General features: G+C 69.4%; 24 protein-coding genes. 12 read left to right on the top strand and 12 right to left on the bottom strand.

The window, feature by feature from the left end; translation table 11 throughout:
• Nucleotides 1–51 precede the first annotated feature (51 nt).
• Nucleotides 52–705, top strand: a complete 654-nt coding sequence (locus tag ACQUSM_RS01660) for a HalX domain-containing protein (protein WP_435115143.1) — start codon at nucleotides 52–54, stop codon at nucleotides 703–705.
• Here the strand turns inward: ACQUSM_RS01660 and ACQUSM_RS01665 are convergent, their stop codons facing one another.
• The gene (locus ACQUSM_RS01665) at nucleotides 706–1,674 is read right to left on the bottom strand and encodes an ornithine cyclodeaminase family protein (protein ID WP_435115144.1); all 969 of its coding nucleotides are present in this window, start codon (nucleotides 1,672–1,674) and stop codon (nucleotides 706–708) included.
• A 229-nt stretch (nucleotides 1,675–1,903) separates the two neighbouring features.
• On the opposite strand from ACQUSM_RS01665, the gene ACQUSM_RS01670 reads away from it, so the two are divergent.
• Nucleotides 1,904–3,070, top strand: a complete 1,167-nt coding sequence (locus tag ACQUSM_RS01670; RefSeq protein WP_435115145.1) for an NAD(P)/FAD-dependent oxidoreductase — start codon at nucleotides 1,904–1,906, stop codon at nucleotides 3,068–3,070.
• Nucleotides 3,071–3,116: 46 nt separating this feature from the next.
• Nucleotides 3,117–3,680, top strand: coding sequence for a thioredoxin family protein (locus tag ACQUSM_RS01675; RefSeq protein ID WP_435115146.1), 564 nt, complete (start codon nucleotides 3,117–3,119; stop codon nucleotides 3,678–3,680).
• 9 nt (nucleotides 3,681–3,689) lie between these two features.
• Here the strand turns inward: ACQUSM_RS01675 and ACQUSM_RS01680 are convergent, their stop codons facing one another.
• The 4 genes from ACQUSM_RS01680 to ACQUSM_RS01695 form a co-directional block, all read right to left on the bottom strand.
• Nucleotides 3,690–4,133, bottom strand: coding sequence for an RNA-binding protein (locus ACQUSM_RS01680; protein ID WP_435115148.1), 444 nt, complete (start codon nucleotides 4,131–4,133; stop codon nucleotides 3,690–3,692).
• A gap of 72 nt (nucleotides 4,134–4,205) precedes the next feature.
• Nucleotides 4,206–4,412 (bottom strand): DUF1918 domain-containing protein, encoded by a 207-nt coding sequence (locus ACQUSM_RS01685; RefSeq protein WP_053948433.1) that lies wholly within the window; start codon nucleotides 4,410–4,412, stop codon nucleotides 4,206–4,208.
• 51 nt (nucleotides 4,413–4,463) lie between these two features.
• Nucleotides 4,464–5,573: a glycosyltransferase family 4 protein gene (locus ACQUSM_RS01690; protein WP_435115149.1), complete on the bottom strand. Its 1,110-nt coding sequence runs from the start codon at nucleotides 5,571–5,573 to the stop codon at nucleotides 4,464–4,466.
• A gap of 25 nt (nucleotides 5,574–5,598) precedes the next feature.
• Nucleotides 5,599–6,666 carry a glycosyltransferase family 4 protein gene (locus tag ACQUSM_RS01695; RefSeq protein ID WP_435115150.1) on the bottom strand — a complete coding sequence of 356 codons (1,068 nt, stop codon included), beginning with the start codon at nucleotides 6,664–6,666 and terminating at the stop codon, nucleotides 5,599–5,601.
• Between the two features lie 127 nt (nucleotides 6,667–6,793).
• Between ACQUSM_RS01695 and ACQUSM_RS01700 the strand changes: the two genes are divergently transcribed.
• From ACQUSM_RS01700 to ACQUSM_RS01720, 5 genes are all read left to right on the top strand, one after another.
• Nucleotides 6,794–7,078 (top strand): ribonuclease P, encoded by a 285-nt coding sequence (locus ACQUSM_RS01700; protein WP_435115151.1) that lies wholly within the window; start codon nucleotides 6,794–6,796, stop codon nucleotides 7,076–7,078.
• A gap of 54 nt (nucleotides 7,079–7,132) precedes the next feature.
• The gene (locus ACQUSM_RS01705; protein ID WP_435115152.1) at nucleotides 7,133–7,375 is read left to right on the top strand and encodes a YhbY family RNA-binding protein; all 243 of its coding nucleotides are present in this window, start codon (nucleotides 7,133–7,135) and stop codon (nucleotides 7,373–7,375) included.
• Nucleotides 7,375–8,286 carry a mechanosensitive ion channel family protein gene (locus ACQUSM_RS01710; protein ID WP_435115153.1) on the top strand — a complete coding sequence of 304 codons (912 nt, stop codon included), beginning with the start codon at nucleotides 7,375–7,377 and terminating at the stop codon, nucleotides 8,284–8,286. The genes ACQUSM_RS01705 and ACQUSM_RS01710 overlap by 1 nt, the downstream gene beginning before the upstream one ends.
• Before the next feature lie 229 nt (nucleotides 8,287–8,515).
• On the top strand, nucleotides 8,516–9,391 hold the full coding sequence (locus ACQUSM_RS01715; protein WP_435115154.1) for a UbiA family prenyltransferase: 876 nt from the start codon (nucleotides 8,516–8,518) through the stop codon (nucleotides 9,389–9,391).
• Nucleotides 9,392–9,417: 26 nt separating this feature from the next.
• The gene (locus ACQUSM_RS01720; protein WP_435115155.1) at nucleotides 9,418–11,097 is read left to right on the top strand and encodes a histidine kinase N-terminal 7TM domain-containing protein; all 1,680 of its coding nucleotides are present in this window, start codon (nucleotides 9,418–9,420) and stop codon (nucleotides 11,095–11,097) included.
• A gap of 23 nt (nucleotides 11,098–11,120) precedes the next feature.
• On the opposite strand, the gene ACQUSM_RS01725 is transcribed toward ACQUSM_RS01720, so the two are convergent.
• Nucleotides 11,121–12,263 carry an acyl-CoA dehydrogenase family protein gene (locus tag ACQUSM_RS01725; protein WP_435115156.1) on the bottom strand — a complete coding sequence of 381 codons (1,143 nt, stop codon included), beginning with the start codon at nucleotides 12,261–12,263 and terminating at the stop codon, nucleotides 11,121–11,123.
• A gap of 135 nt (nucleotides 12,264–12,398) precedes the next feature.
• Here ACQUSM_RS01725 and ACQUSM_RS01730 point away from each other — a divergent pair, with 135 nt between their 5' ends.
• Nucleotides 12,399–13,472, top strand: coding sequence for a phytoene/squalene synthase family protein (locus tag ACQUSM_RS01730; RefSeq protein ID WP_435115157.1), 1,074 nt, complete (start codon nucleotides 12,399–12,401; stop codon nucleotides 13,470–13,472).
• 86 nt (nucleotides 13,473–13,558) lie between these two features.
• Here the strand turns inward: ACQUSM_RS01730 and ACQUSM_RS01735 are convergent, their stop codons facing one another.
• Complete coding sequence (locus ACQUSM_RS01735) at nucleotides 13,559–13,990, bottom strand: hypothetical protein (protein WP_435115159.1); 432 nt, start codon at nucleotides 13,988–13,990, stop codon at nucleotides 13,559–13,561.
• Nucleotides 13,991–14,081: 91 nt separating this feature from the next.
• Here ACQUSM_RS01735 and ACQUSM_RS01740 point away from each other — a divergent pair, with 91 nt between their 5' ends.
• On the top strand, nucleotides 14,082–14,768 hold the full coding sequence (locus ACQUSM_RS01740; RefSeq protein WP_435115160.1) for an HAD-IIB family hydrolase: 687 nt from the start codon (nucleotides 14,082–14,084) through the stop codon (nucleotides 14,766–14,768).
• Between the two features lie 9 nt (nucleotides 14,769–14,777).
• Here the strand turns inward: ACQUSM_RS01740 and ACQUSM_RS01745 are convergent, their stop codons facing one another.
• A complete protein-coding gene (locus ACQUSM_RS01745; protein WP_435115161.1) occupies nucleotides 14,778–14,963 on the bottom strand; it encodes an HEWD family protein in 186 nt (61 codons plus the stop codon).
• A 48-nt stretch (nucleotides 14,964–15,011) separates the two neighbouring features.
• On the bottom strand, nucleotides 15,012–15,563 hold the full coding sequence (locus tag ACQUSM_RS01750) for a GNAT family N-acetyltransferase (protein ID WP_435115162.1): 552 nt from the start codon (nucleotides 15,561–15,563) through the stop codon (nucleotides 15,012–15,014).
• Nucleotides 15,564–15,637: 74 nt separating this feature from the next.
• Here ACQUSM_RS01750 and ACQUSM_RS01755 point away from each other — a divergent pair, with 74 nt between their 5' ends.
• Together ACQUSM_RS01755 and ACQUSM_RS01760 are read left to right on the top strand one after the other, a co-directional pair.
• Nucleotides 15,638–15,901: a hypothetical protein gene (locus tag ACQUSM_RS01755; protein ID WP_435115163.1), complete on the top strand. Its 264-nt coding sequence runs from the start codon at nucleotides 15,638–15,640 to the stop codon at nucleotides 15,899–15,901.
• 41 nt (nucleotides 15,902–15,942) lie between these two features.
• Nucleotides 15,943–16,701 carry a sugar phosphate isomerase/epimerase family protein gene (locus ACQUSM_RS01760; protein ID WP_435115164.1) on the top strand — a complete coding sequence of 253 codons (759 nt, stop codon included), beginning with the start codon at nucleotides 15,943–15,945 and terminating at the stop codon, nucleotides 16,699–16,701.
• Between the two features lie 6 nt (nucleotides 16,702–16,707).
• Here ACQUSM_RS01760 and ACQUSM_RS01765 read toward each other — a convergent pair whose 3' ends face one another.
• The 3 genes from ACQUSM_RS01765 to ACQUSM_RS01775 are packed head-to-tail and all read right to left on the bottom strand — an operon-like array spanning nucleotide 16,708 to nucleotide 20,221.
• Nucleotides 16,708–17,481: a metallophosphoesterase gene (locus ACQUSM_RS01765; RefSeq protein WP_435115165.1), complete on the bottom strand. Its 774-nt coding sequence runs from the start codon at nucleotides 17,479–17,481 to the stop codon at nucleotides 16,708–16,710.
• On the bottom strand, nucleotides 17,481–18,947 hold the full coding sequence (locus ACQUSM_RS01770) for an RPA family protein (protein WP_435115166.1): 1,467 nt from the start codon (nucleotides 18,945–18,947) through the stop codon (nucleotides 17,481–17,483). The genes ACQUSM_RS01765 and ACQUSM_RS01770 overlap by 1 nt, the downstream gene beginning before the upstream one ends.
• A complete protein-coding gene (locus tag ACQUSM_RS01775) occupies nucleotides 18,944–20,221 on the bottom strand; it encodes a Single-stranded DNA binding protein (protein WP_435115167.1) in 1,278 nt (425 codons plus the stop codon). The genes ACQUSM_RS01770 and ACQUSM_RS01775 overlap by 4 nt, the downstream gene beginning before the upstream one ends.
• Nucleotides 20,222–20,237: the final 16 nt, after the last annotated feature.

The raw sequence follows: 20,237 nt of genomic DNA on the forward strand, positions 1-20,237 counted from the left end.
TTGATATAGCCGGACGCCCGTCTTCCGGCAGAGCTAAGCGCTCCCTATCAGATGAGTGACGATCGCCCTCTCGTGCTCGTGGTCGAGGACGAGTCAGATCTGGCAGACCTCTACGCCGCGTGGCTCGGCAACGACTACCGTGTCCGAACCGCCTACGGCGGCCGTGAGGCGCTCGAGAACCTCGACAGCGAGGTCGACATCGTGCTGCTCGACCGGCGGATGCCGGGTCTCTCCGGCGACGAAGTGCTCGACGCGATCCAAGAGCGCGGGATCGACTGTCAGGTCGCGATGGTGACCGCGGTCGAGCCCGACTTCGACGTGCTCGGGATGGGGTTCGACGACTACCTCGTCAAGCCGGTCGCGCGCGAGGAGCTACTGGAGACCGTCGGCGACTTGGAACGCCGGAGCACGTACGACACGGGCGTCCAGGAACTGTTCTCGCTCTCCTCGAAGAAGGCGCTGCTCGAAGCCGAGAAGACCGACTCCGAGCTGGCCGAGAACGAGGAGTACCAGCAGCTCACCGATCGACTGCAGCAGCTCCGCGCGGAGCTGGACACCACGATCGACGAGATGAGCGAGAGCGGGGAGTTCGAGTCGCTGTTCCGGGAGTTCGAGGACGCCGACGACCCCTTCGAGGACGTCGAGGGGAGCGAGCCGTTCGCGGACGACTCCGAGGAGGACCCGTTCGGCGGCGTGCAGGAGTAGCTAGAGTCCGATCTCGCTGCCGACGTTCTCCGCCGCTGCCCGCTCGACGAGCGCCGTCGCCGCCGCGGCGTCGAGCACCGCCGAGCCCACCGAGGCAACGACGAGTATCTCCGTCGCCGACTCCCGCCCGGACTCGCCCTCGAACACCGCCGACAGCGGCGTGAACGCCGACTCGTCGTGGTCCGGGAAGTCGCCGGTCTCGGCCGCTTCCGCCGGCACGTCAGCGAACAGCCGTGCCGCCCGCGAGACCGTCGTCGCGTCGAGTTCGCGCATCTCGGGAGTGTAGGCGCCGACCGCGACCACCAGCGTCCCGGGCGCGAGCGCGTCGCCGGGGAACACCGGCTCGGTGGCGGTGGTCGCCGTCACGACCACGTCGGCGTCCGCCACCGCCGCCCGCGCCGACTCGACCGCCGCCGCGTCGATCCCCTCGTCTCGGAGATCGGCCGCACACGCCGCCCGCGAATCGCTGGGCGAGTAGATCCGCACCGAGTCGACGCCCCGTGCGGCCGCGATCGCGCGAGCCTGCCAGCGCGCCTGCGTCCCCGCGCCGACGACTCCCAGCGTCACCGGCCCGTCACCGACTGCGAGCCGACCGGCCGCCAGCCCGCCGATACAGCCCGTTCGGGCGTTCGTGATCCGCGTCCCCGCGAGCAGCGCGGCCGGCGTCCCCGTCCGGGCGTCGGTGACGGCGATCTGGGCCTGCACGGTCGGCAGCCCGCGCTCGGCGTTTCCCTCGTGGACGCTCGCCAGTTTCGTCGTGTACTGGTCGTCACCGTGGATGTACGCCGGCATCGTCAACCCGGTTCCGAGCGGCTCGTCCCCTTCGATCCCGGTGCCGACCGGGAAGTGTGGCCGCTCGGGGCGCTCGACTTCGCCGCGGCCCTGCTTCCGGAACGCCCGTTCGATCGCCGGCAGCAGCTCGTCGAGGTCGAGTAGCTCCGCCACGTCGGCGTCCGAGAGCACGCGCATACCCCGAGATCCACCTCCGCGAAGATAGCTCTTGGCCGAGGGTTGAAGGGCGATGGCGCGACCAACCCCACCGATCCGGGACTGAAGCCTCACCACGGGGGAGTCGAGGCGGGAGCACGACGCGCCCCCCGTGAGCCAGCCACGCGTCGTCTGTTCGCCACGCTGCCGGCTCCGTGACTGGCACACGGGTCGGCACAACGGTTTTGGCCACACCACGCCGAGGGAGTCTATGCGAGTCGTTGTCGTGGGCGGCGGGATCATCGGGCTGTCGAGCGCGGTCGCGCTGGCCGACCGCGGCGCGACGGTGGTGCTCTGTGAGCGGGGCAGCCTCGGGGACGGAAGCACCTCGCGGGCGCTGGGCGGGATTCGGTGTCAGTTCTCGACGCCCGTCAACGTCGATCTCTCGCTGGCCAGCCGACCGGTGTGGGAGACGTTCGAGGACCGCTTCGGGGTGGATATCGCGTACCGACAGGCGGGCTACCTGCTACTCGCGCGAACCGAGGACACCGCGCGGGGGCTGGAGCAGCAGGCCGCGCTCCAGCGCGACCGCGGCGCCGAGACGGAGCTTCTGTCCCCCGACGAGGTCACCGACTACTGTGCGGGCGTCGATCCTGACGCCGTCACCGCCGCGACGTACAACCCCCGCGACGGATTCGCGGACCCCTACCTCGCGTTGCAGGGGTTCGCCGACGCGGCCCGCGAACGCGGGGTCGACGTGCGGACCAACACTGCCGTCACCGACGTGCGACTGGCCGACGGGCGTGTCGTCGGCGTCGACGTCGCGGGCGACGGCGCGCCGAGCGACGGCACCATCGACGCCGACGCCGTGGTGAACGCGACGGGGCCGTGGGCCGCCGAGCTCGCGGCGATGGCCGGCGTCGAGATCCCGGTCGAGCCCCAGCGCCGGCAGGCGCTCGTCGTCGAGCCGGAGCGGCCGGTGCCAGAGGACGACCCGCTCACGATCGACCTGGAGACGAGCTCGCACTTCCGGCCGGAGCGCGACGGCGCGGCGATCGTCGGCGGCTACTTCGACGACGAGCCGGAGACGCCCGACCCGGACTCGTTCGCGGAATCCTACGACGTTGCGTGGGCCGCCGAGACGGTCGAGCGCGCTGCGGTCTACTGCGACTACTTCGGCGACGACACCAGACTGAAGCGCGGGTGGGCCGGGCTGTACGCGGTCACGCCCGATCACCACCCGATAATCGAGGCCTCGCGACCGGGGTTCGTGCAGGCGGTCGGGTTCTCGGGCCACGGGTTCCAGCACGCGCCCGCGACCGGACAGGTGGTCGCGGAACTGCTCCTCGACGGCGAGGCGTCGACGGTCGACATCTCGGAGCTCGGTAGCGACCGCTTCGAGGTGGGCGAGCTACTCCACGAGCGGAACGTGGCCTGACGCCACGGGCGAAACCGGCTTCCGGTCGGCGTTCGAACCGCGACCCATGGTCGCGAAAGAGTCCGAGTCCGAACTGGAACGCGGCGACGAGGCGCCCGACTTCTCGCTGCAGGGTGTCGACGGCGAGACGTACACGCTGGAGACGTTCGCCGACAGCGACGCGCTGCTGCTCGTGTTCACCTGCAACCACTGCCCCTACGCACAGGCGAAGTTCGGCCTGCTGAACGAGCTCGCCGACGAGTACGAGGACGCCGCGATCGTCGGCATCAACCCAAACGACGCCGACGAGTACCCCGAAGACAGCTTCGAGACGATGCGGGAGTACGTCGAGTCCGGCGAGATCGACTACGACGCCTACCTCCGCGACGAGAGCCAAGAAGTCGCCGACGCCTACGGCGCGGTCTGTACGCCCGATCCGTTCCTGTTCAGGAACGAAGGCGATTCCTGGCGGCTGGCGTACCACGGCCGCCTCGACGACGCGCTCAACCCCGACGAGGAGCCCTCGGAGTTCTACATCCGGGACGCCATCGACGCGGTGCTCGCCGGGGAGGAAGTCGACGTAGAGGACCGCCCCTCGCGCGGTTGCAGCATCAAGTGGACGGACGACTGAGCGCGGGATTCAGGCTTCGGTGTGCTCCCGGGCGCTCTCCAGCGCTTCGCGGGCGTTCTCGACGGCTGCGGGCTGTTTCGCGGGGTAGGCCTCGACCTTCGCGCGGAGCGTGATCCCCGGGCCGCGCTCGACCTCCCCTTTGAACGCGTCCTGCTTGTCGAGTCGGAGGAAGAAGGCGCAGTTCTCGTCGACGCGCTCGTCGAGCTCGCCGATCACGTTCTCGATGTCAGACAGCTCGCTCAGCTGGCGGAGCACGTAGCGCACGTCGTCCGCGTTGTCGACGCGGGCGGAGAACACCACGATCCGGTCGCCGTGGTGACCGTGGTTGACCGCGCGTTCGATCTCGTACTCCTCGGGGAGGAACTGTCGGAGCGCCTGCTCGACGCGTTTCTCGTCCTCCGTCGCGTAGCAGAAGGTCCGCAGGTCGACGTAGTGAAACGGGACGCTGGGCATACCCGCCGGTAGGGGTGCAGCGCGCAAAAGGCTTCCTCGACGGAGAAGACACCCGTGGCGGGCGCGATCCGGTTACTCCTCGGGATCTTCGTCGCCGGCCTCCGCGACCAGTTCGAGCTGGTCCTCCGGAATGCCGGCCTCCTGCCCGTCCTCGAAGACGATCGTGTAGTTGGGGTCGCCGAACATCGTCTCCATCACCTGCGTGATCTCCCCTTCCTCGCCGTCGAACTCGCTGTGTTCGTCGTGAAGAACGACCGTGTCGCCTTTCTCGAAGCTCATGGTGACTCGTTCCGCCGGGGCGAATTTAAGCGCCGTGATTCGCCGAACCGCTCACTCCCGGACCGCGGCGTAGATCTCCACGAGCCGGTCGACCGCGTGCTCGACGCTGATCGATGCCCGGCGGTCCAGACAGTTCTCCCGCAGGCGCTCGCGCTCGTCGAGCGTGCGCTCGATCGCGGCGGCGAACCCGTCGATGTCGCCCGGTTGGAAGTGGTATCCCGTCTCCCCGTCGTCGACGGTGTCGCTCAGCGCGCCGCTGTCGACGCCGACGACGGGCGTCCCGCAGGCGAACGCCTCCAGCGCGACCAGCCCCTGCGTCTCGACCGGGCTGGGGAACAGGAACGCGTCGAGCCCGGCGTAGAACGCCGGCAGCTCCTCCCGGTCGAGAAAGCCGAGGAACCGCGCGTCGACGTTCCGCTTTCGGGCAGCCGCCTCCAGTTTCTCCCGCGCCGGCCCGTCGCCGCCGAACACCACCGTCACGTCCCGATCGAGGCGGTCGCAGGCGGCGAGGATCGCCGAGAGCGACTTCTCGTGGCCGTGTCGACCCGTGTACCCGACGAGCGTCCGATCGTCGGGGAGCCCGTGGCGCTCGCGGAACGCCGCCGAGTCCACCGGGCGGAAGCGCTCGGTGTCGACGCCGTTGGGGACGACCTGTGGGTCGTCGACGCCGAGTTCGGTGGCGACGTACTCGCCGGTCGCCGCCGACGGGACGATCACCGCGTCGGCGCGGTTCAGGAACCACGACTCGTAGCGCCGACTCAGCGCCGCAGTCCGCTTCCGGACCGGCGCCCACGAGGTGAGGTAGCTGGCGTACTCCGAAGTCGGCGTGTGGTATGTCGCGACCAGCGGCAGGTCGCGGCTCCGGGCGAGCCGCATCCCGGCGAGCCCCAGCGAGAACGGCGTGTGGGCGTGGACGACGTCGACGTCCGTGACGGCGTCGGGCACGCGGGGCAGCCCCAGCCGGTACCCCGCGTAGATCGGCAGCGGGAGCGATCGAACCGAGTGCTCGTCGGTCTCTGGCTCCCTGTCGGGCGCGTCCGGGTAGACCACCTCCATCCGGCCGCCGCGCTCCCGCCAGCGGTCCCGCCAGCTCTGGACGGTGTACGTGACGCCGTTGACCGTCGGCAGGTAGGTGTCCGTGAACGCGGCGACCGACTCCATGCGCGAGCGGTTGTCCGAGGCGCGGTTAAGGGGTTCCGGAATGGCTCTCCTCCAGGAGGCGCTCGTACTGCTCGACCAGCCGCTCGCCCACCCGGTCGAGCGAGTGTTCGGCGGCGGTCTCGCGGGCGTTCTCCCCCAGTCGCTCCCGGAGATCGGGGCTCTCGTCGAGGCGGCGGAGCGCGTCGACGAACTCCTCGCGGGTCTCGCACTTCAGGCAGTCCTCGCCGTCGGTGAAGAACTCCTCGAACACCGGGATATCCCGGAGCACGACCGCCTTCCCGCAGGCCATCGCCTCCAGCGCGGCGATCCCCTGATTCTCGTCTTTGGTCGGGAACAGGTACACGTCGCCGGCGCCGAACGCGGCGCGCTTGTCGTCCATCCACCCGGTGAACGTGACGTTCTCGGGCGGATTGTTCGTCCAGTAGCGCGTCGCCTCGCCGGCGGCGGCGCCCTCCTCGTAGTGGCCGAACCACGCGAAATCGTACTCGGTCTCTTTCGCCACCTCGCAGAACGTCGTCAACCCCTTCCGCTCGAACACTTCCCCGACGCAGAACACCACCATCCCTTCGAGGTCGAACCGTTCCCGGGTCTCCTCGCGCAGGTCCTCGAACCCCGCCAGCGAGTCGATGTCGACGCCGTTGGTCACGGGCTCGATCGGGGTGGTGACGGGGTACTCCCGGAGCACACTCTTCGTGTACTCGCTGGGACAGAGCACCAGATCCGCCTGCGAGTAGAACCACCGCAGGTACGGCCGCAGCGCGGGGGCGAGCCGGTCGGTGAACCGGAACGACTCGCCGAAGTCCTCCGCAGTCACGTGGGCGTGCAGCACGAGCGGGATGTCGTTGCGCGTGGCGTGCCGGGCGACGGCGACGCTCCCCGGGCCGACGACGTTGCAGTGGGCGATATCGTACTCCCGGAACGCCCGGCCACCGGTCACTCGGGATCTCGCGGCGTCGACGGGGCCGTCGCCGACCCACGGCGACTCGACGACGTCGATGCCCGCCCCTTCGAGCGCCTTGCGCTGCTGCCGCGTGGCGGTCACGATCCCGCCGCGGATCCGGTCTTCCAGTTCGAGGTAGTCGAGGACGCGCACGGCTTTCGTCGTTCTTCGGAGGTCGGATTGATCAACGTTCCGGCCTGTGGGCGCGGTCGAGGCGGCGATCCCCCCGAGCAGTCCCCGAAAGCGATAACCCCGGCAGTCGCTTCCGTTCGGACGAGAGATGAGCGCCGGGATCGCCGAGGAGCGAATCGAACGCCTCGCCGCGTTAGCCGAGGAAGCCGTGGCTGCGGGGAAGTTCGACCGCTCGCGGGAGTACGTGCGGCTGGCACGGCGGCTCGCCGAACGCAACCGCCTCTCGCTCCCCCGGCGGTTCGCGCGCTCGACGTGCGACGACTGTGACGTGTTCCAGCGCCCGGGCGTGAACGTCCGGGTGCGGGTCCGGCGCGGGCGCGTGGTCCGGCGCTGTGACTGCGGCGCGATCGCCCGCTACCCCTACCGGGAGTGAGCCGCTCCCCAGACCGAAGCTTCAAAGCTTCCCCGGCGAATCGTTCCGGTAACAATGTCTGACGAGCTGCGAAAGCAGGCACACGACCTCGACGTGACCGTCTGGGTGGGGAAGAAGGGGATCGACGCGGTCGTCGACGAGCTCGACGATCAGCTCGACAACGAGGAGCTGGTGAAGGCGAAGTTCCTGCGGTCGGCCCGGGGGACCGACGACACCGAGGAGCTGGCGACGGCGCTGGCCGAGCGCGTCGACGCGGAGGTGATCGATACCCGCGGACACACCGCGGTGTTCCACTGATGGCGCTCCTGCAGACGACCCCGGTTCCGGACGGGTCGACCCCCGACGCGAACCAGGTCGTCGCGGCCTTCCTCGATCAGTTCCTGCCGACGGTGCTAGCGAACGCCATCGGCGCCCTCCTCGTCTTCCTCGCGGTGTTCGCGGTCATCTACGGCGTGGGCAAGGCGACGGCCGTCCCGCTGGTCGACCGCGTGCTCGACGCCCGCGGGCTGGAGACTCACGCCCGGCGCCCGCTGATCAAGATCACGTCGATCCTGATCGTGTTCGTGGCGATCACCGTCGCCTTCGGCTTCGCCGGCTACGGTGACTTCCTCCAGTCGCTGGCGACGGTCGCCGCCGCCGCGACGCTGGCCATCGGCTTCGCGATGCAGGACGTGATCGCGAACTTCGTCGCCGGCGTCTTCATCTACGCCGACCGCCCGTTCCGCATCGGCGATTGGATCGAGTGGGACGGCAACTCCGGCATCGTCGAGGACATCTCCTTCCGTGTCACCCGCGTCCGCACGTTCGACAACGAGCTGCTCACCGTGCCGAACTCCCAGCTCACCGACGGCGTGATCAAAAACCCCGTCGCGAAGGACACGCTCCGCCTGCAGTTCACGTTCGGCATCGGCTACGACGACGACGTGGAGAAAGCGACCGACATCATCGTCGACGAGGCCGAACGCCACCCGGACATCCTCACGGATCCGGCGCCGAGCGTCCGGCTGACCGAGCTCGCGGACTCCTACGTCGGCCTGCGCTCGCGCATCTGGATCGACAACCCCTCTCGGGCGGACTTCGTGAAGATCCGCTCGGAGTACGTCAAGAACGTGAAGCGGCGCTTCGACGAGGCGGGGATCGAAATCCCGTTCCCACAGCGTGACCTCTCGGGCGAGATCGAACTCCCCCCGGAGCTCGTCGAGCGCTGAGCCACCCTCCAGTCGGCCGGTCCCGCTCGAACGGGCCGGCGACGCGGGCGGGTCAGCCACTCGGCGCCGCGACGGACCTGTCCCTTCAATAGGCAGTATTTCTAATCGGTGCTCGTGACCGAATTTACTGACAGCCAACCATACGTTATCGCCGATCCCGCCACGAACTGTTCGGAACTCACGGGACCGGGGCCGATGGGCGCCGGCCCAGTCACCGGCCAGTAGTCGAATGCGATCGGAACAGCCCCCTTCGTCGATCCGATCGATCGGCAGCGAGAGCTGCGGCGTCGCGATCGCCCTGCGGGACGCAGTGCTCCTCTTCCTCACGCTGAGCGTCTGGCTCGCGGTCGCCTCGGTGCTGATGGTGGGGGTGACGGCGATGGCGCTCGGCGTCCCCTTCGAGACGCTCGGTTGGGGGCTCTACCTCCCGGCGCTCGTGGTCTACGTCGTCTACGTCGGGGACCGACGAGCCGTCTCCGACGACGACTGGCTGAACCACCCGCTCCGGAGCCGGCTGGTGACACGATACGACGCCCCGCTTCGGGCGACGGAGTCGGTCGCGGTGGTCGCCTACGAGGGGCTCCTCCTCGCCTCGCTCCCGTTGCACCGGTTCGACGGGCTGGTCGCCCTGGCAGTCGCACACCTCCCGTTCGTGGTGGCGGTCGTCTACCTCCAACTGAAGGCGGTGCCGGTGCTCGACTCGCTCGCCGTCGCGGTCACGTGGTCGTCGCTGATCGTCGCCACCGTCGTCGCCGTCGGCGGCGCCGGACTCTCCGTCCCCGTCGGGGTCGCGTTCATCGCGTGGACGCTCGTCGTCTTCGCCGGGGTGGAGTCGCGGAACGTCGGCGACGCCGAAGGTGACGAGCAGGCCGACCACGGGACGCTCGCGAGCCGGCTCGGCGCGGCCCGAACCCGGCTGTTCGTCGTCGGGGCGAAAGCGTCCGGCGCCGGCCTCTTTTGGGTCGTCGGCGGGGGAGGCATCGTCGTCCTGCTTGGCTGCTACTTCGCGTACCTCTCGGCGTTCAGGCATTTGACCGCGGCCGCGAAGACGGCTGCCGGACCGAGCTTGCTTCCCGCCCCGTCCGCCAGAGAGACGTACCGTTAACAAACCCGTAACCCAATGATGTAACCATGGCGCCGTGGCTCTCTCCCGACATGGCCGCGGCACTGACGTATCTGGGTGTCGGGCCAGCGATCATCATCGTCCTGTTACTGTTCGACGACCGGCGGAAACCGGGTGTTCTCTGGTTCGTCGTGACGATGGTGCTCGGCGGCGTTTGGGCGCTGTTGGTCGGCACGTTCACGCTCCTCCGATCGCCCGAGCTGACGCTGGCGCTGGCGAACGTCTTCTGGGCAGTCATTCCGGCGACGTCGGTGGCGATGTTCCTCTTCGTCTACGAGTACGTCGGGACGAAGCCCCCGAATCGGTCGCTCGTCGTCGGCCTCTTCGCTCCGGTCGCCGTGCTGTTCGTGCTCTCGTGGTGGAACCCACAGGACCTGATCTACACGCAGGAGTACTACGTCGACGCCGCGGGGATCCTCCACTACCCCCAGTTCGGGGGGCCGATCCAAGTGCTCGTGGTCAAGGTGTACGGCTACCTGCTCGTCAGCCTCGCGACCGGGATGTTGCTCGGTGAGGGGATCAGAACGACGGGTGCCCGCCGGAGGCAGGTCGCCTATCTCCTGTTGGTGTTCACGATACTGGCGCTCTCGACTCTGGTGAAGGTGGTCGGACTCGTCCCGATATACTTCTACCCCACCCCGATGGTGTTCTCCCTCTCCGGGCTCGCGTTCGCGGTCTCGACACAGCAGTACGGGTTCCTGAAGACGACGACGATCGCCCGTGAGCAGGCGTTCGAGCAGGTCGAGGACGCCATCCTCGTCACCAGCCCGGACGGGAAAGTGTTGGACGCGAACCGGAAGGCGACCGACCTGCTGGGTTCGGACGTGGTCTCGAAGCGGCTCTCCTCGGTGCTTCGAGCCCACCGCGAGCCGGGGGCCGATGCCGACCGGGACATGATCCCGATCGCCCGCGACGGCGAACTCCGGTACTACTCGGTCAAGGAGTCGCCGGTGACACACTCGCGGGGAACACAGGGGCGGGTCGTCGTGTTGACCGACGTGACCCCGATAACGCACCGACAGCAGGATCTGGAGCTGTTCAAGCAGGTCATCAGCCGTCTCTTCCGCCACAACTTCAACAACCGACTCAACGTCATCGCCGGCTACGCGGAGCTGATCAAGACCGTCACCGACGACGAGGCCGAGGAGTACGCCGGCCTCATCGGTTCGTCGGCCACCGAACTCATCGCGACCACGCGGAAGGCGAAAGACGTCGGACAGCTGTTCACCGACGAGCAGGTCGAACCGCTTGCGCTCGAACGGGTCGTCGACCGCGCCGTCGCCGCGCTCGAACCCGGAGAGGAAGCCTCGTCGATCTCCGTCGACGTGTCGGCCGTCTCGGTCTCCGCCCACCCGAAACTCGACCTCGCGATCCGGGAGCTGGTCGAGAACGCGGTCGTCCACAACGACTCGACCGACGGGGCGGCCGTCGACATCTACACGTCGGTCGAGGACGACTGGGTCACGCTGTTCGTCGAGGACGACGGCCCCGGTATCCCCGAGTTCGAACTCCAAGTGCTCGACGCCGAGCAGGAGACGGACCTGAGCCACGGTTCCGGCATCGGTCTCTGGCTGGTCCACTGGATCGTCAAGCGGTCGAACGGCGACCTCGTCTCACGGGTGACCTCGGAGGGTTCGCGTATCGGCGTTCGCCTCCGGCAGGCGTCGACACCCGACTCACGGGAGTGAGCTCCCGTCGGGCGGGGGTCGGCTCAGCCCAACATCCGGTCGGCGATCGTGTTCCGCAGCACCTCGCTGGTCCCCTCGTAGATCTCGTTGAGCTTGGCGTCGCGGTAGTAGCGCTCGACGGGGAAGTCCTTCGTGTAGCCGTAGCCGCCGTGGACTTGGATCGCCTCGTTGGCCACCTCGCGGCTGACTTCGCTGGCCTTGAGCTTGGCCTGGGCGGCCGCCTTGATGTAGTCCTCGTCGCGGATCTTCAGGTCCGCGGCCTTGTGCATCAGCAGCTTCGCGCTCTGGACCTTCGTGTCCATGTCCGCGAGCTTGTGCTGGATCGCCTGGAACTCCGAGATGGGCTGGTCGAACTGCTCGCGGTCGGTGGCGTACTCCGTCGCGGCCTCCTTGGCCGCGCGGGCGATCCCGACGCCGCGGGCGGCGATGGAGATGCGGCCGCCGTTGAGCGTCTTGAGTGACTGGACGAACCCGTCGCCCTCCTCGCCGAGTCGGCGCTCGGCCGGCACTCGCAGCCCGTCGAAGCGGAGCTCCGCGGTGGGACAGCCCTTGTCGCCGAGCTTGTGCTCGGTGTTCTCGACGATGAACCCGCCGTCCGTCTCCGGCCGGACGACGAAGGAGGAGATCCCCCGGTTGCCCGCGTCGGGGTCGGTCTTCGCGAACACGATCACCGTGTCCGCGACCGAGCCGTTGGAGGTCCAGAGCTTCCCGCCGTCGATGACGTACTCGTCGCCGTCGCGTTCGGCGGTCGTGGTCATCGCGGGCACGTCGCTGCCGGCGCCGGCTTCCGAGAGCGCGAACGCGCCGACGTCGGAGCCTTCGGCCAGCGGCGTGAGGTACTCCTGCTTCTGGCTCTCGTCGCCGAACTCGTACAGCATGTTGCCCGCGAGCGAGGTGTGGGCGGCGACGATCGTGCCGAGGCCGCCGGAGCCCCGGGAGATCTCCTCGATACCGATCGCGTAGGAGTGGTAGTCGAGGCCGGCGCCGCCGTACTCCGTCGGGAACGGCATCCCCATCAGCCCCAGTTCGGCCATCTGGTCGACGAGATCCTCGGGGAACTCGTCGGTCTCGTCGATCTCGGCGGCCCGGGGGACCACCTCCTCGTCGACGAACTCGGCGACGGTGTCGCGGATCTGGCGCTGTTCGGCGTCCAGACTGAAGTCCATACGTCCGTCTCCTTTCGGACCGGGCTTAGGGTTTTCTACCCGCCCCTGCCCCGGTGTCTGTGGTCGGAAAACGACGGCTCGCGAACTGCTTGGGAGAGACTTTTAACGCCGCTACACGTAGACCCTGCAAACCGAATGCCCGGACCCGACCCCCTCGCCGACGTTCCGTCCGATGACCTCGCGTGGTGTCACGAGGCCGTCCAAGACGTCTCCCGCACGTTCGCCCTGACAGTGGACGTGCTCGAGGAGCCCATGGACTCCTACATCTGTCTGGGCTACCTCCTCTGTCGGGTCGCGGACACCGTCGAGGACGCCTCCCACATCCCGCCCGCGGAACAGGCGACGCTGCTACGCACGTACGACGCCGTGCTCGATCCGACCGACGACACCGAGGTCGACGCGTTCGCCGCCGAGGTGGAGGAGTGGCTCCCCGCCGAGGCCGAGCGCAACGCCGACTGGGCGGTCGTCGCGAGCGCCCCCCGGATCGTCGGGACGTTCGAGGCGCTGCCAGCCGACGTGCGCGAAGCGATCACGCCGCCGGTGCGGGAGATGGTCGACGGGATGGCCGACTTCGTCGAGCGCTACGCCGACGAGGGCGGCCTCCGCATCGACGACCGGCGCGAACTCGAGGAGTACTGCTACTACGCCGCCGGCACCGTCGGCAACCTCATCACCAACCTCGTGACCCGGGGGGAGATCGACGACGAGCGCGAGCGGACGCTGTACGACACCGCCGAGGAGTTCGGCCTGCTGCTCCAGCTCGTCAACGTCTCGAAGGACGTGTACGACGACTACGACGAGGAGAACAACGTCTACCTCCCCGCCGAGTGGCTGGCCGAGGAGGGCGTCGAGCAGGACGAAGTGCTCGACCCCGCGAAACGCGAGGGCGCGACCTCGGTCGTCCGGCGCACGACCGACCTCGCACGCTCCTACCTCGACGACGCGGGGACGTACCTCCAGCACGTCCCGCTGCGAGAGGGCAACACGCTCGAAGCGTGGGCGGTGCCGTTCCTGCTCGCGGTGGGCACGCTCCGGGAGGTCCGCGAGCACCCGGAGGACGTGCTGACCGAGCGCGGCGTGAAGGTGTCGCGAAAGGAGGTGTTCGCGGTCGTGAGCGCGATGAGTTCGAAGGGTCGGGACGCGCTCCCCTCCTTCCGCGAGCGGATCGCCAGCGCGCCGTTCCACCAGCAGCCGACCAGCGCGGACTGAACCGGCCGCGATCCTTCGTTTTTCGAGCCGTCACGACGCCGAAGCTGTCGCTTTCGACTGTGGAGAAAAGCAGAACGTCGGTGTTCTCAGTCTTCGAGCGCGTCGGCGATCCGCCGCAGCTCCCGCGTCGCGTCACGGACCTCGTCGCGGAGCTGTCGGACTTCGCGTACCATATCCTCGGTGGCTTGGGCCTGTCGCTCGCTGCCCTCGCCGCCCTCGGCGCCGGCTTCGGCGCCCATGCCGCCCGGGCCGCCACCCATGCCGCCGGGACCGCCGCCCATACCGCCCGGGCCGCCACCGCCGCCCATCATGCCGGACATCATCTGCGCGAAGGGGTTGCCGCCGCCGGGACCCTCGCCGCCCATGCCGGGCGGGCCGCCGCCCATCCCCTCGGGGCCGGGCGCCTCGCCCTCCTCACGCTCCTCCTCGCGGCGCTCGCGGATCTCCTCGACGCGCTCGCGGAAGGACTTCTCCTCCTCGCCCTCGCTCTCCTCGGTCTCGTCGGGTTCGTCTGCCATACCTCCGCGTTCCGGGGCCACGGCGAAAAGGGTTGTTCTCCCGGGCAGTCGACCGGGACGGTTTTCCGCCCCAGCGCCCGACGACGAACCGATGGTTCCGCCGCTGGCGTTGGACATCGACGGCACGCTCACCACCCCCGAGCACACGATCGCGCCGCGGGCGTTCTCGCTGCTCGCGGGGTGGGAGGCGCCGGTCGTGCTGGCGACCGGGAAAGCGTTCCCCTACCCGGTGGCGCTCTGTCAGTTCGCCGGCATCCCCGAACGAGTGATCGCCGAAAACGGCGGCGTCGCGCTCGCTGACGGGCAGCTTGCGTACGCGGGCGACCCCGAGCGCGTGGACGCGGCCGTCGCGGCGTTCGAGGAGCGCGGCGGCGAACTGGGTTGGGACGGCGTCGACACGATCAACCGCTGGCGCGAGACCGAGGTGGCCGTCCGCCGGACCGCCGACGAGGCGCTGCTCCGTGCGGTCGCCGCGGAGTTCGACCTCCAGTTCGTCGACTCGGGGTACGCCTACCACCTCAAGAGCGCCGACGCCAGCAAGGGTGCGGCGCTGACCGGTGTCGCCGAGACGCTCGGCTACGAGCCGAGCGAGTTCGTCGCCGTCGGCGACAGCGAGAACGACGCCTCGACGTTCGAAACCGTCGGCGAGTCCTACGCGGTCGCGAACGCCGACGAAACCGCGAGAGCCGCCGCGGATGACGTCCTCGACCGCGGCTACGTCGACGGGACGCTGGACGCCCTCCGGGCGGTCAGGGAGCGGGCAGCGGACGATACGTAGCTCGCCGGTTCAGCACTTCTCGGTCGCGGCCGCGGACTCGCCCTCGATCGGGACGAACGTTCCGTCGATGTCCCACTCGTGGATGCAGTACACCTCGCCGAGCCGATCGGCCCGCCAGACGCCGTCCTCGTACCGTTCGAGCCGCCCACAGCGCTCGCAGACGCGCTGATCGGGCGTACGGAGGAGATCGCTCATTGCTGGCCTGAGGACTGGTGCGGGTATGAAGCTTCCGCCGTCGGCAGCCTATTCGACGGACGGCGTCGTCTCGACCAGCCGCGACAGCGGCGCCGCGAGGTGGAGAGTCGTCACTTCCGTCCCGTCGAACGACTCGGTGACGCTCCCGATCCGCTCGAAGCCGAGCGACTCGTAGAACCCCCGCCCCCGGTCGTTCCCGTCGAACACTTCCAGCCAGACGCGTTCGTGGCCCGCCGCGCGAAGTCGGCGGACGACGTGGGCGGTGAGTTCGCTGCCGACGCCGCCGCCCCAGTGCTCGGGGGCGACGTAGAGCCGCGAGAAGAAGGCGTCCGGGCCGTCGGGATCGCTCTCCCAGTCCCGCGCCGGGCCGGCGTTGGCGAAACCGACGACGCCGTCGTCGTCGGCGACGAGGAAGCAGGTGCCGTCGGCCGCGGCCACCTCACGGATCTCCGCCCGCAGCGACTCGGTGTCGTACCACTCCTCGACCGTCGCGTCGACCGTCTCCGCACCCAGTAGGTCGTCGTAGGCGGCGTGCCACGACTCGCGGGCGACCGTGGCGATCGCCGGCACGTCGTCGGGGGCGGTGTCGCGGATCTCCACACCCGCGGCTGTCCCGCCGCCGGCTTGAGGATTTCGCCCGCCAGCTTTTCGGTCGTCACGCCCCCACCTCCGTCGTGGAGTTCACGCCCCGTCGTACGTTCTGGTTCGCCCTCTGCTGGCTCGGCGCTACACAGAGCCTCTCGTGGGGGATCGCGGTCGTGCGGGTCGGCGTCTGGCCCGGGAACGTCGCCGCGCTCGCCGGCTTCTGTCTGCTGACGGTGGCCGCATCGGTCGGCGTCCTCCGTCCTGGGTGGGCCGGCGGGCCCGACGAGCGGACGCCGGTCTGGTGGGCGGCCGTCGTCGCCGCGGCGGCCGGGACGATCGCGCTGCTGCTCTGAGAACCCGAAAGCCTACCCGCGACCGCCGGGAGTGGGAGACGATGCAGTACGGCAACAGCGTCGGCCCGTTCCTCGACCGCATCCCCGAGACGCCCGACAGCTTCGCGTTCGTCGAACCCTCCCTCGGCGAGTCGAACGTCCCCCTCCGGGAGTTCGACCCCGACGCCGTCCAGGAGCGCTGTGCGGCGGCCGGCCTCGATCTGATCGTCCACCTCCCGATCGAGCAGCCGCTCGTCCACGCGCCGCCGGAACACGCCGACGGCGCCCACGCCTACTTCGAACGGGCGCTCGACCTCGCCGCGGCGGCGGGGGCGGACCGAGCGGTCGCACACTGCACCGCCAACCGCGGCAGTCGTGACGACCTCGACCTGTTCCGGGAGAACGTTCGCCGACTCGACGCGGCGGGCGCCGAACGCGGGGTCGAGGTCACGTTCGAGAACCTCGGCAAGCTCGACCGCGGCTACGACCTCGACACCGTGGGTCGCGTCCTCGACGACTGCGGCGCCGCCTGCTGTTTCGACGTAGGACACGCGTTCGAGGAGGACGGACAGGCGGCGATCGAGTCGTTCCTCGCCGACTACGCCCACCTCGTGACCCACCTCCACGTCCACGACGTCCGCGCCCGCGGCGACACCCACCTCGCGCTCGGCGACGGCGAGATCGACTACGAGCCGGTCGCCGCCGAACTGACTGCGGCGGGGTTCGACGGAACGATCACGATCGAGTCGTTCAGTCCGGATCTCGACCTCTGTGTCCACTCGGCCGAGCGACTCCGCGAGGCGTTCGACCGGGTCGGGTAGCCCGACTCAGACCTCGCGATACGGGCCGAGCCGCGTCCCGTCGGTCAGGTACGCCTCGCCGCTCGCGAGCGCCTCGGGCAGGAACGGTGCGAGGAACGACTCGCCCTCGACGTTGATCCACGTCCCCCCGGAGCGGTCGTTGAACGCGGGGAACACCACCAGCTCCGGCTCGTTCCACGCGAGTTCGTCGGCGTCGTCGCCGAGCGCGTCGAGAAACGGCTCCCGCCGCAGCGGTCCGCGGAGCCACGCCCGCTCGACCCGGCTCCCGCCGACCTCGTCGGTCAGCCGAACCGACGGGTGCTCGTGGCCCATACAGAGCGTCGACGCCGACAGCGCTTCCGCGTTCGGCCACGTGTGCCCGTGAACCATTCCGACCGACCCGACCCGTGCACCCTCGGCCGAGAGCAGGTCGATCCGGTCGGGGAACACGTCGGCGACGCCGCCGTCGTGGTTCCCCGTTGCGAGCGTCAGCGGCACCGCACGCGCGTCGAGCGCGTCGAGCAGATCCCGAACCTCCTCGGCCTCCGTGCCGTCGGGTTCGGCGATCCGGTGGACCAGATCTCCGAGCACGACCACGCGGTCGGCGCCCGTTCGGTCGAGCAGGGAGAGCAGCCGCCGCCGGCGCTCGTCGGCGTTCGAGTCGAGTTCGACGCCGCGCTCGTAGCGGAGGCCGACCTCGATCCCGGCGTGGTAGTCCGCGACCGCGAGCGCCCGCTCGGCGCCGAGATCGAGCGTCGCCGCCGGCGCACCGGGAACGGGTTCGACCGCTGGCTCGCCCATCAGATCGCCTTGAGCGTGCCGTCGGTCGGCTCGTAGCACTTCCCGCTCATCATCGCGTCCTGCACCGCGTCCTCGACGGCGCCGGTGTCGACGCCGTGCTCGTCGACGACGTGGGCGACGACGGCCTCGCGATCGGCGCCGTCGCCGTCGTCCAGTTCGCTCATCGCGTCGATGACGGCGTCCTCCAGGTCGACAGCAGCGGCGTCCTCGTCGGACTCCTCCTCCGGTTCGGCTTCGTCGGACTCCTCGCCGGTCACTTCGGCCTCGATCTCCTCGAGCTCCTCCTCGGAGGAGGGAACGTCGATGCCGGCTTCGCCGGGTTCGCCGACCTCGCTTCCCGTCGAGAACTCCGCGCCGAACTCCTCTTTGACCTCCTGACGCTCCTCCTCGGTCAGGGCTTCCTCGTCGTCGGCGACGGTCTCCTCGGGGTCGAAGTCGTCGATCTCCTCGGCCTCGTCCTCGACGGTTTCCTGAACCGACTCGCCGGCGTCGAAGTCCCCGAGCTCCTCTTCCTCGGTCGATTCCTCTTCCGACTCCCCTTCCTCGGCCGACGGTTCGGCAGTCTCTGCAGGCGACTCTGTCCCTGAATCGGTTGGTTCGGCCGTCTCCGCCTCTGGAGTTTCGGTGGTTTCCGGCTCCGGCTCGCCGGATTCGGACGTGTCGGCGTCCGATTCGACCGTCTCTTCGTCGTCGCTCTCGGGCGATCCGGACACGTGGTTCGCGACGCCGTCGAGGTCGAGGGACACGTCGGGCAGCGGGCCGAGTTCGGTCGGCGTGTCGGCGTCGGGGAGCGTCTCCAGCGAGCCGACGGCGTCGCGCTCGCCGGCGACCTGTTCGACCGCCTCGACCGCGAGCGACCGGACGGCTTCGAGGTAGGCGGTCCCGGTGTCGTAGTGCTCGATAGCCTTGGGGATCCCGGCAGCGAGCGAGGGGTCGATCGCCTCCGAAACGAGCGCTTCGCGGAGGTCGTCGCCGCGCAGCTCCGAGTCGAGCGCGGCCGTGAAGACGGCGATCCGGTGGAGCGTGCGCTCGGCCGCGGAGACGACCCAGCGGTCACGCGTCTCGGCGTCGACCTCGTTGATGCTCTCCGGGCGGACGGAGGTGAACACGCGGTCGGAGTCCTCCGGTTCGAACGTCCGGGCCTTCCCCGAGAGCGCGACGAACGTCGGCGGCTCGGCACGGCTCAGGAAGGCGTGTTCGTCGGGCTGGTACTGCCCGGCGTAGGTGACGAACGCGCCCGTCGGGTCGACGACGCGCCCGCGGAGGCTGTCCTCGTTGACCTGCTCGACCTCCGTGAGCACGCCGACCGCGAACAGGCGGTTCACGCGCGCACCCGTCGGCGTCACGACGTAGTTCGGCGCGCGCTCCTCGTCGCTCTCGGAGTAGGAGAGCGTGGCGTCGTCGAACTCCGCGGCGAACAGCCGGCGGGCGATCTCGCGGTTGCCCGGCCCGGAGTCGGCGCTCATGCGCCCACCCCCAGCGCCGCGAGCAGTTCACGCGCTTCCGTCTCGGGATCCTCCTCGACGGGCTCGAACGCGTCGGCGTTGAGGTTCGCGCCGTACTCGTCGACCGAGAGCGAGCCGCGGGCGCGATAGGCGTCGCCCACCAGCTCCCCGGCGATCGTCTCGGCGACGACCTCCCGATCCATCGCCTCGCGGGCGGCCTCGCGGGCGTCGTCGAGGTCGCCGCCGTAGATCTCCTCGGTGAGTTCGCGGCCGAGGATCACCGTACACGTCCCGGTGCCGTCGTCGAGGATCGCCTTCGTCCGGAGGTCGTCCTCGCCCTCCACGTCGCCGTGTGAGCGACACTCGCCGTTCTGGATCGCACGGTTGCACTCCGGACAGCGCTGGATCAGGCCCGACCCGTCCCGGACCTCGATCACGTTACCGGAGAGCTCCACGTCGAACAGGCCGCCCCCGGTGACGGCCTCGCCGATCGACATCGACGGCGCCGAGTCGGTGACCGTGACGGCTTCGTCCAGCGCCGTGACCGTCGAGAACTCCGAGACGTTCACCGAAGGTGCGCCGCGGTACTCCCGGACGTACACGTCCTCGAGCCGGACACTCTCGCCCGTCTCGATCTCGGGGTGGGGGTCCCAGTCGGTGAACGGGAGCCGGCTCGTCTCGCCGCCGATGACGCCCGAGAGGATCTCGGTTTCCCCGTCACGGCCGTCGATCGTCCGCTCTTCGACCTCGACGACCTGTACCTCGACGGTCCGGCCGCGGTCGCCCGGTTCGAGCTCGATCAGGTCGCGCTCGCCGCCGATCTCGTACGGCACGTCCAGCTCCTCGCTCTCCAGCGCGACGCTGGTGCTGTCGCCCAGATTGAGTTCGGGGCTCCCCTCCCACTCCCGGACGCCGGCGTTGCCGACGGTGACCGTGTCGCCCGGTTCGAAGCCGAACTCCTGCCAGGCGGTGTAGGAGACGATCCCCGTCTCGTCGGCGAGCTCGCCTTCGCGGATGGTGATGTCGTCGCCCTGGTACCGGATCGAGCGCGTCCCCTTCGTGAGCACGCGAACCGTCACGGTGACGTTGTCGTGCTCGGTCGTCAGGTCCGCAACGTCGAGCGACTCGGGGGTAGCGTCGCCGCCACCGCCGTCGCCGTGCTTCCGGCGGACGCTCTGTTTGGCCTCGTCGATCGGAACGCTGTACTGGAGGAGGTTCTCCAGATCCTCTTTGACCTCCTGTTTGTCAACACCGAGAGCGGAGGCGAGCTCCTCGGCGTGTTTGTCTACGTCCATCGTACCGAATTGGGCC

Source organism: Halolamina sp. C58 (assembly GCF_051195095.1).
In the GTDB taxonomy this organism is placed as follows: Archaea; Halobacteriota; Halobacteria; order Halobacteriales; family Haloferacaceae; genus Halolamina.

Excerpts from the sequence above, each read along its gene's own strand:
- ACQUSM_RS01660 (WP_435115143.1), top strand. The coding sequence starts at position 52 with ATGAGTGACGATCGCCCTCTCGTGCTCGTGGTCGAGGACGAGTCAGAT.
- ACQUSM_RS01665 (WP_435115144.1), bottom strand. The coding sequence starts at position 1,674 with ATGCGCGTGCTCTCGGACGCCGACGTGGCGGAGCTACTCGACCTCGAC.
- ACQUSM_RS01670 (WP_435115145.1), top strand. The coding sequence starts at position 1,904 with ATGCGAGTCGTTGTCGTGGGCGGCGGGATCATCGGGCTGTCGAGCGCG.
- ACQUSM_RS01675 (WP_435115146.1), top strand. The coding sequence starts at position 3,117 with ATGGTCGCGAAAGAGTCCGAGTCCGAACTGGAACGCGGCGACGAGGCG.
- ACQUSM_RS01680 (WP_435115148.1), bottom strand. The coding sequence starts at position 4,133 with ATGCCCAGCGTCCCGTTTCACTACGTCGACCTGCGGACCTTCTGCTAC.
- ACQUSM_RS01685 (WP_053948433.1), bottom strand. The coding sequence starts at position 4,412 with ATGAGCTTCGAGAAAGGCGACACGGTCGTTCTTCACGACGAACACAGC.
- ACQUSM_RS01690 (WP_435115149.1), bottom strand. The coding sequence starts at position 5,573 with ATGGAGTCGGTCGCCGCGTTCACGGACACCTACCTGCCGACGGTCAAC.
- ACQUSM_RS01700 (WP_435115151.1), top strand. The coding sequence starts at position 6,794 with ATGAGCGCCGGGATCGCCGAGGAGCGAATCGAACGCCTCGCCGCGTTA.
- ACQUSM_RS01705 (WP_435115152.1), top strand. The coding sequence starts at position 7,133 with ATGTCTGACGAGCTGCGAAAGCAGGCACACGACCTCGACGTGACCGTC.
- ACQUSM_RS01710 (WP_435115153.1), top strand. The coding sequence starts at position 7,375 with ATGGCGCTCCTGCAGACGACCCCGGTTCCGGACGGGTCGACCCCCGAC.
- ACQUSM_RS01715 (WP_435115154.1), top strand. The coding sequence starts at position 8,516 with ATGCGATCGGAACAGCCCCCTTCGTCGATCCGATCGATCGGCAGCGAG.
- ACQUSM_RS01720 (WP_435115155.1), top strand. The coding sequence starts at position 9,418 with ATGGCGCCGTGGCTCTCTCCCGACATGGCCGCGGCACTGACGTATCTG.
- ACQUSM_RS01725 (WP_435115156.1), bottom strand. The coding sequence starts at position 12,263 with ATGGACTTCAGTCTGGACGCCGAACAGCGCCAGATCCGCGACACCGTC.
- ACQUSM_RS01730 (WP_435115157.1), top strand. The coding sequence starts at position 12,399 with ATGCCCGGACCCGACCCCCTCGCCGACGTTCCGTCCGATGACCTCGCG.
- ACQUSM_RS01735 (WP_435115159.1), bottom strand. The coding sequence starts at position 13,990 with ATGGCAGACGAACCCGACGAGACCGAGGAGAGCGAGGGCGAGGAGGAG.
- ACQUSM_RS01740 (WP_435115160.1), top strand. The coding sequence starts at position 14,082 with ATGGTTCCGCCGCTGGCGTTGGACATCGACGGCACGCTCACCACCCCC.
- ACQUSM_RS01745 (WP_435115161.1), bottom strand. The coding sequence starts at position 14,963 with ATGAGCGATCTCCTCCGTACGCCCGATCAGCGCGTCTGCGAGCGCTGT.
- ACQUSM_RS01760 (WP_435115164.1), top strand. The coding sequence starts at position 15,943 with ATGCAGTACGGCAACAGCGTCGGCCCGTTCCTCGACCGCATCCCCGAG.
- ACQUSM_RS01765 (WP_435115165.1), bottom strand. The coding sequence starts at position 17,481 with ATGGGCGAGCCAGCGGTCGAACCCGTTCCCGGTGCGCCGGCGGCGACG.
- ACQUSM_RS01770 (WP_435115166.1), bottom strand. The coding sequence starts at position 18,947 with ATGAGCGCCGACTCCGGGCCGGGCAACCGCGAGATCGCCCGCCGGCTG.
- ACQUSM_RS01775 (WP_435115167.1), bottom strand. The coding sequence starts at position 20,221 with ATGGACGTAGACAAACACGCCGAGGAGCTCGCCTCCGCTCTCGGTGTT.